Genomic DNA, 7,659 nt, shown 5'->3' with positions numbered 1-7,659 from the left:
GACCTTGCCAAGGTCGGGGTCGCGAGTTCGAGTCTCGTTTCCCGCTCCAAATTTCTTCTTATACCTGATTTATCCACAGCGCAATCACGCGCCGGGGATGATTTTCGTCCTGTCCAGAAAATACTGTGAACAGACTTATCCACAGGTTAATCTTTTGCCTTAATCCCGAAAAATACTTCACTATGTAAATAGTATTTATCTATATTGTTGAAATGTAATAAGAAAATTTCATTTCAAAGTGTTAACTCGATCGCTTGACGAACGTCTGCATGTTGAAACGCAATGTGTTTTTATTTTTATTCACACCCTGTGAATGAATCAGGCGTCGCGCGGTAACCCTTTTTCAACCACCCTGACCAGCCGTAGCTTTTTCGGTAGTTGCACCTCAATCACATTGGCATTTCTTTTTGCAATTTGCTGCGCAATCGCCCATTCGATATGTTCGTCGAGAAGTGGGTGCTCACCCCGGCGGCTTTCCAGCGCCTGCAGGTTCGCTTCATTCCAGGGCGCATTGCCCAACGCAACGGCGATATTACGCAGCCAGCGCAGATGACCAATACGGCGAATGGCCGATCCTTCCGTCACTTTTAAAAACCAGGGCTCGCTCCAGGCGAACAGTTCTACCAGCGCCGGGGCATGCAGCGCCTGACGCGGGCTGAAATCATCTTCATCGGTTAATTGCGCGAAGCGGTTCCACGGGCAAATCAGCTGGCAGTCATCACAGCCGTATATGCGGTTACCGATCAGCGGACGAAATTCTTCCGGAATAGCGCCTTCCAGTTCGATAGTCAGATAGGAGATACAGCGCCGGGCATCAACGGTATAGGGCTCGACGATGGCGCCGGTTGGGCAGATGGTCATGCAGGCAACGCAGCGTCCGCACTCTTCTTCAACGGGCTGGTCGACGGGAAGAGGGAGATCGATAAGCAATTCGCCGAGGAAAAAGAACGAGCCGGCATCGCGGCTAAGGATGAGTGAGTGCTTACCTGTCCATCCCAGCCCCGCTTTTTCGGCTAAAGGGCGTTCAAGAATCGGCGCGGAATCGACAAAAGGTCTAAAATTGAGCGAAGCACACTGCCCCTGAATCATCTCACCTAATTTTTTCAGGCGATTACGTAACAGCTTGTGATAGTCCCGTCCAAGGGCATAACGGCTAACGTAACCCAACGCGGGATCTTTCAGGGTTCGGGCGAAAGCGGCATTAGCGGGAAGATAGTTCATCCTGACGCTAATCACGCGGAGCGTACCGGGCTGGAGTTCATGAGGTCGCGCGCGCATCATGCCATGACGCGCCATCCACTCCATTTCGCCATGGTATTGTTTATCCAGCCACGCCTGCAGTTTAGGTTCGCTGGCGCTGAGATCGGTATCGGTAATACCGACCTGCTGGAACCCCAGCTCTGTGCCCCATTGTTTGATTTGCTGCGCTAACTGATTGAGATCGAGGGGCTGTGACATGATGGACCATACGATGACGAAAAACGCCGACAGTATACCACATATCATCTGGTCGGCGGATGCGTTACGGCGGGCGGAAAAAGAGGCGGCGGATGCCCTCGGGCTGACGTTATACGAGCTGATGCGTCGTGCGGGCGAAGCGGCTTTTGAACGGGCTTACGAGTACTATCCTGAAAACCGGTGCTGGCTGATTCTCTGCGGTCACGGCAATAACGGCGGCGACGGCTACGTGTTGGCTCGCCTGGCGCAGTCGCGAGGTATTCAGGTCACGCTGGTGGCGCTGGATAGCGAGAAGCCGCTGCCGGAAGAGGCCAGTACCGCGCGTGAAGAGTGGCTCAACGCCGGCGGTACGATTCATGCCGCCGACATCGCCTGGCCAGAAGATATCACGCTAATTATTGACGGGCTGCTCGGGACCGGATTACAGAGCGCTCCACGGGAAAACGTTGCGGAGCTCATCGCGCGCGTTAATGCCCATCCGGCGCCGGTTGTGGCGCTGGATATCCCCTCAGGCCTGAATGCGCAGACGGGGACCACGCCGGGTGCGGTTATCCAGGCCGCTCATACCATCACCTTTATCGCGCTTAAGCCCGGATTGCTGACCGGCAAGGCTCGCGATGTCGTTGGCCGCTTGCATCACCACGCCCTGGGACTTGAGGGGTGGCTGGCAGGCCAGACGACGGCGCTTAGTCGCTTCGATGCCTCGCAGCTTGCCGACTGGCTACCGCCCAGACGCCCAACGTCGCACAAAGGCGACCACGGGAAGCTGGTCATTATCGGCGGCGAACCGGGTACGGCTGGAGCCATCCGCATGAGCGGCGAGGCGGCTCTGCGCGCGGGCGCCGGCTTGGTGCGAGTCCTGACTCACCGGGACAACATTGCGCCCATTCTGACCGCCAGGCCTGAACTGATGGTCCATGAGCTGACCTCCCGCTCTCTCGAAGAGAGCCTGCAATGGGCGGATGTCGTCGCGATTGGGCCGGGTCTGGGGCAGGGCGAGTGGGGTAAAAATGCGCTGCGCCAGGTGGAGAATTTTCGCAAACCGATGGTCTGGGATGCGGATGCGCTGAACCTGCTGGCAATCAATCCCGATAAACGTCACAATCGCGTGCTGACGCCGCATCCCGGCGAAGCCGCTCGTCTGCTGAACGTGAGTGCGGCAGAAATTGAAAGCGATCGCTTACATTCTGCACAACGTCTGGTAAAACGTTATGGCGGCGTCGTAGTGCTGAAAGGCGCAGGTACGATCGTGGCGAGTGACGCTGGCGAGACGGGTATTATCGATGCCGGCAACGCCGGAATGGCCAGCGGCGGAATGGGCGATGTCCTGACCGGCATTATTGCTGCGTTGTTAGGCCAGCAGCTGACGCCGTATGATGCCGCCTGCGCCGGATGCGTTGCTCATGGCGAAGCCGCCGATCGTCTGGCGGCCAGATACGGCACCCGCGGCATGCTGGCGACCGATCTTTTTTCCACGCTCAGGCGTGTTGTTAACCCGGATGTGATTGACGTAGACCATGATTAATCGAGTGATTCCTTTACCCGACGAGCAGGCAACTCTCAGCCTTGGCAACCGCGTAGCGCAGGCATGCACTGGCGCGACGGTCATCTATTTGTACGGCGATTTAGGGGCGGGTAAGACGACCTTTAGCCGCGGTTTCCTTCAGGCTCTCGGTCACCGCGGCAACGTTAAAAGCCCGACCTATACCCTTGTCGAGCCTTATAGTCTCGATAAGTTGATGGTCTATCACTTCGATCTCTATCGCCTGGCGGACCCTGAAGAGCTCGAGTTTATGGGGATCCGCGATTATTTTACCGACGACGCCATCTGCCTGGTGGAATGGCCGCAGCAGGGTACAGGCGTACTGCCGGAACCGGATGTTGAAATTCACCTTGAATATCAGGCTCAAGGGCGTGAGGCGCGCGTAACTGCGGTCTCCTCATTGGGTGAGTCTTTATTGGCGCGTTTGGCTAATTAGCCTGAAGGACGACGGGATGATGTATCGCTTAACCAGTTGGCTGACCGCCGCACTGATGCTGTTCAGCATTCAGGCCACAGCGGCAAGTTTATCCGATATCCAGGTCTCAAATGGCGATCGGCAGGCCCGTATTACCATAAGTTTTATCGGCGACCCTGAATATTCGTTTAGCCCGCAGGGCAAACGCACCGTCGCGCTGGATATCAAACAGAGCGGCGTACTCCAGGGCTTGCCGCTGCAGTTTAGCGGCAATAATCTGGTAAAAAGCATTCGTTCCGGAGCGCCGCAGGATACCCAGTCGCTGCGTCTGTTGGTGGATTTAACCGCCGACGGCAAAACGCGCGCGGTGAAACAGCAGAACGGTTCTAACTATACCGTGGTGTTTACGATTAATGCCGATGAACCGCCTCCGCCTCCGCCTCCGCCACCGCGTGTCGTGGTGAAACAGGCAGAACGGCCCGTGGCGCAGCCCGTGCGTCCGAGCGAGCCGGCGCGCAACCCGTTTAAAGCCGATAACGACCGCCTGACTGCGGTGACCAGTACGACCAGCGTAACGCGTCCTGCGGCACGTACCGTTTCTACCGACGATAAAGTGATTATCGCCATTGATGCCGGTCACGGTGGCCAGGATCCGGGAGCGATTGGTCCGAACGGCACTAAAGAGAAGAATGTGACCATTGCTATTGCGCGTAAGCTCCGCGCGCTGCTGAATGCCGATCCTCAGTTCAAACCCGTGCTGACGCGCGACGGCGATTATTTCATTTCAGTTATGGGGCGTTCTGACGTCGCGCGTAAGCAAAACGCCAATTTCCTTGTCTCGATTCACGCCGACGCTGCACCGAATCGCGATGCTACCGGAGCATCGGTTTGGGTGCTTTCCAACCGTCGCGCGAACAGCGAAATGGCCGGCTGGCTCGAGCAACATGAGAAACAATCCGAACTGCTGGGCGGTGCAGGCGATGTGTTGGCCAACAGCCAGTCGGACCCTTACCTGAGCCAGGCGGTGCTGGATTTACAGTTCGGCCATTCCCAGCGCGTCGGGTATGATGTGGCGACTAACGTGCTGAGCCAGCTGCAGCGGATCGGCGATTTACATAAGCGTCGTCCTGAACATGCCAGCCTCGGCGTACTGCGCTCGCCGGATATCCCGTCAATCCTGGTGGAAACGGGGTTTATCAGTAATAACGGCGAAGAGCGGCTGCTGGGGAGCGATGCTTATCAACAGCAGGTCGCAGAGGCCATTTATAACGGTCTGCGTAACTACTTTATGCAACATCCTCTACAATCCGCGCCGCGCGGGGCAGCCGCGCAGACTGCCAGCGCAGGTTCGTCAGATGGGACGCTGTTAAATTAAGGAGACGGCCATGCCGATTCAGGTTCTACCGCCGCAGCTCGCCAACCAGATTGCCGCAGGTGAAGTGGTGGAACGACCGGCGTCGGTGGTTAAAGAGCTGGTGGAAAATAGCCTCGATGCCGGGGCGACGCGCATCGATATTGATATTGAGCGCGGCGGCGCGAAGTTAATCCGCATCCGCGATAACGGCTGCGGCATTAAAAAAGACGAGCTGGCGCTGGCGCTGGCTCGCCACGCCACCAGTAAAATTGCTTCGCTTGATGATCTTGAAGCGATAATTAGCCTCGGTTTTCGCGGCGAAGCCCTGGCCAGTATCAGCTCAGTCGCTCGCCTGACGTTGACCTCGCGTACCGAGGATCAGCAGGAGGCCTGGCAGGCCTATGCCGAAGGACGCGATCAGGCAGTAACCGTGAAGCCGGCGGCCCACCCGGTGGGTACGACGCTGGAAGTACTGGATCTGTTTTATAACACCCCCGCCCGGCGCAAGTTTATGCGCACTGAGAAAACCGAGTTTGGCCATATCGACGAGATCGTACGGCGCATCGCGCTGGCGCGCTTTGACGTGACCATTAACCTCAGCCACAACGGAAAGGCCGTGCGCCAGTACCGGGCGGTATCGCAGGATGGCCAGCGCGAACGGCGTCTGGGCGCAATCTGCGGTTTGCCGTTTCTCGAACATGCTCTGGCTATCGAGTGGCAGCACGGCGACCTGACCCTCAGCGGCTGGGTGGCCGATCCTCTGCATACCAATCCGACGCTGGCGGAGATTCAGTATTGCTATGTCAACGGACGGATGATGCGCGATCGCCTGATTAATCACGCGATCCGTCAGGCCTGCGAAGACAAATTGGGCGCCGATCAGCAGCCCGCTTTTGTGCTGTACCTGAAGATAGATCCGCATCAGGTGGATGTGAACGTGCACCCGGCCAAGCATGAGGTGCGTTTTCATCAGTCGCGCCTGGTGCACGATTTTATCTATCAAGGCGTGCTAAGCGTTCTGCAGCAGCAGCTGAACGCTCCTCTGGCAGAAGAGGGCGCAGAACCCGCGTCGCGTCAGGTACCTGAAAACCGCATTGCGGCAGGCGGCAATCATTTTGCCCAGCCCGCCGTCGCGCGTGAAACCGCCGCTCCCCGTTATCGTGACGAGCCCGTCGCGCCGCGCTTTAATACCAGCACCGGCGGCTCGCGAGAATCCGCTGCCACGGGGTCATCTGGCGGAGCCGGCTGGCCGCATGCGCAGCCAGGTTATCAAAAACAGCAGGGGGCGCTCTATCGCCAACTGCTGGATACTCCGGCCGCGGAGCGAAAACCAAAATCTCCTGCGCCGGTAGCGGAAGGCCTGGCAGGCCATAGCCAAAGTTTTGGCCGCGTGCTGACGATCGTCGATAACGACTGTGCGCTGCTGGAGCGCGATGGCAAGCTTGCGCTGCTGGCCCTGCCGGTTGCCGAGCGCTGGCTACGCCAGGCGCAGCTAACGCCGGGCGCGGAGGCAGTCTGTGCCCAGCCGCTGCTTATCCCGCTGCGGATAAAAGTGTCCGGGGCAGAAAAGGACGCGCTTGAGCAGGCGCAGTCGGCGCTGGCAGAAGTCGGTATTGAACTGCAGTCCGATGCGCACTACGTGACGATCCGCGCAGTGCCTTTACCCTTAAGACAACAAAATTTACAAATCTTGATTCCTGAACTGATAGGCTACCTGGCGCAGCAAAAAACATGCGACGCCGACAATATTGCTCAGTGGATAGCGCGTAATCTGGCGAGCGAACATGCGCAGTGGAATATGGCGCAGGCGATTGCCGTCCTGGCGGATATCGAGCGTTTATGTCCGCAGCTGGTTAAAGCGCCGCCGGGTGGCCTGTTACAACCTGTTGATTTACATTCGGCGATGAATGCCCTGAAAGATGAGTAATGTAACCGAGGCAAGCCTGCCTAAGGCAATATTTTTAATGGGCCCGACGGCCTCTGGTAAAACCGCATTGGCTATCGCCCTGCGTAAAGTTTTGCCAGTAGAGTTGATTAGCGTTGATTCAGCCCTAATCTATCGAGGGATGGATATCGGTACGGCCAAGCCCGATGCCGCGGAGCTGAGCGCTGCGCCGCATCGCCTGCTGGATATTCTGGACCCGGCCGAGGCTTATTCCGCGGCGGATTTCCGTCGCGATGCGCTGGCAGAGATGGCTGATATCGTTGCGGCCGGGCGTATTCCGCTACTGGTTGGCGGAACAATGTTGTATTTCAAAGCGTTGCTGGAAGGATTGTCGCCTTTGCCTTCGGCAGATCCGCAGGTCAGAGCGCGGATTGAGCAACAGGCCGCAGAGCAGGGATGGAACGCGTTACACCAGCAGCTACAGGAAATAGATCCCGTTGCCGCAGCGCGTATTCATCCAAATGATCCGCAAAGACTTTCCCGAGCACTGGAAGTTTTTTTCATTTCGGGTAAAACTTTAACGGAGCTGACGCAAACGTCAGGTGATGCTCTGCCGTACAAGGTGCACCAGTTCGCCATCGCCCCGGCGAGCCGTGAACTGCTCCATCAGCGCATAGAACAGCGTTTTCATCAGATGTTGGCTTCAGGTTTTGAAGCAGAAGTGCGGGCGCTTTTTGCCCGGGGAGATTTGCATACGGATATGCCTTCCATTCGTTGTGTCGGATATCGCCAGATGTGGTCTTACCTTAATGGCGAGATCCCGTATGATGAAATGGTTTATCGAGGTGTTTGCGCCACGAGACAGTTAGCTAAACGTCAGGTTACCTGGCTGCGCGGTTGGGAAGGTATTCACTGGTTAGACAGTGAACAACCTGAACAAGCGTTCAACAAAGTATTACAGGTTGTTGGTGCTAGCCTGGACTGAACGTGTACAATTGAACGGT

At 57.1% G+C, this 7,659-nt stretch carries 6 protein-coding genes; 5 read left to right on the top strand and 1 reads right to left on the bottom strand.

The window, feature by feature from the left end; translation table 11 throughout:
* Positions 1–318 precede the first annotated feature (318 nt).
* Positions 319–1,458 carry a tRNA epoxyqueuosine(34) reductase QueG gene (gene queG, locus IAE27_RS13860; protein WP_004109161.1) on the bottom strand — a complete coding sequence of 380 codons (1,140 nt, stop codon included), beginning with the start codon at positions 1,456–1,458 and terminating at the stop codon, positions 319–321.
* Between the two features lie 13 nt (positions 1,459–1,471).
* Between queG and nnr the strand changes: the two genes are divergently transcribed.
* From nnr to miaA, 5 genes are read left to right on the top strand one after another with little or no spacing between them, the layout of a single operon-like run.
* Positions 1,472–2,983 carry a bifunctional ADP-dependent NAD(P)H-hydrate dehydratase/NAD(P)H-hydrate epimerase gene (nnr, locus tag IAE27_RS13855; RefSeq protein WP_162556156.1) on the top strand — a complete coding sequence of 504 codons (1,512 nt, stop codon included), beginning with the start codon at positions 1,472–1,474 and terminating at the stop codon, positions 2,981–2,983.
* On the top strand, positions 2,976–3,437 hold the full coding sequence (gene tsaE, locus IAE27_RS13850; protein WP_004109155.1) for a tRNA (adenosine(37)-N6)-threonylcarbamoyltransferase complex ATPase subunit type 1 TsaE: 462 nt from the start codon (positions 2,976–2,978) through the stop codon (positions 3,435–3,437). Before nnr ends, tsaE begins: the two co-directional genes overlap by 8 nt.
* Before the next feature lie 16 nt (positions 3,438–3,453).
* A complete protein-coding gene (gene amiB / locus IAE27_RS13845) occupies positions 3,454–4,791 on the top strand; it encodes an N-acetylmuramoyl-L-alanine amidase AmiB (RefSeq protein WP_154022791.1) in 1,338 nt (445 codons plus the stop codon).
* Positions 4,792–4,801: 10 nt separating this feature from the next.
* Positions 4,802–6,697 carry a DNA mismatch repair endonuclease MutL gene (gene mutL / locus IAE27_RS13840; RefSeq protein WP_017145086.1) on the top strand — a complete coding sequence of 632 codons (1,896 nt, stop codon included), beginning with the start codon at positions 4,802–4,804 and terminating at the stop codon, positions 6,695–6,697.
* A complete protein-coding gene (gene miaA / locus IAE27_RS13835; protein WP_070557053.1) occupies positions 6,690–7,640 on the top strand; it encodes a tRNA (adenosine(37)-N6)-dimethylallyltransferase MiaA in 951 nt (316 codons plus the stop codon). Before mutL ends, miaA begins: the two co-directional genes overlap by 8 nt.
* Positions 7,641–7,659: the final 19 nt, after the last annotated feature.

Origin of the sequence: Klebsiella sp. S69 (assembly GCF_016516145.1) — a bacterium.
Taxonomy (GTDB): domain Bacteria; phylum Pseudomonadota; class Gammaproteobacteria; order Enterobacterales; family Enterobacteriaceae; genus Klebsiella; species Klebsiella oxytoca.
This window is presented reverse-complemented; position numbering and strand designations above follow the sequence as displayed.

What these genes read in the sequence shown, in the direction of transcription:
- queG (WP_004109161.1), bottom strand. Translation starts at nt 1,458, where the DNA reads ATGTCACAGCCCCTCGATCTCAATCAGTTAGCGCAGCAAATCAAACAA.
- nnr (WP_162556156.1), top strand. Translation starts at nt 1,472, where the DNA reads ATGACGAAAAACGCCGACAGTATACCACATATCATCTGGTCGGCGGAT.
- tsaE (WP_004109155.1), top strand. Translation starts at nt 2,976, where the DNA reads ATGATTAATCGAGTGATTCCTTTACCCGACGAGCAGGCAACTCTCAGC.
- amiB (WP_154022791.1), top strand. Translation starts at nt 3,454, where the DNA reads ATGATGTATCGCTTAACCAGTTGGCTGACCGCCGCACTGATGCTGTTC.
- mutL (WP_017145086.1), top strand. Translation starts at nt 4,802, where the DNA reads ATGCCGATTCAGGTTCTACCGCCGCAGCTCGCCAACCAGATTGCCGCA.
- miaA (WP_070557053.1), top strand. Translation starts at nt 6,690, where the DNA reads ATGAGTAATGTAACCGAGGCAAGCCTGCCTAAGGCAATATTTTTAATG.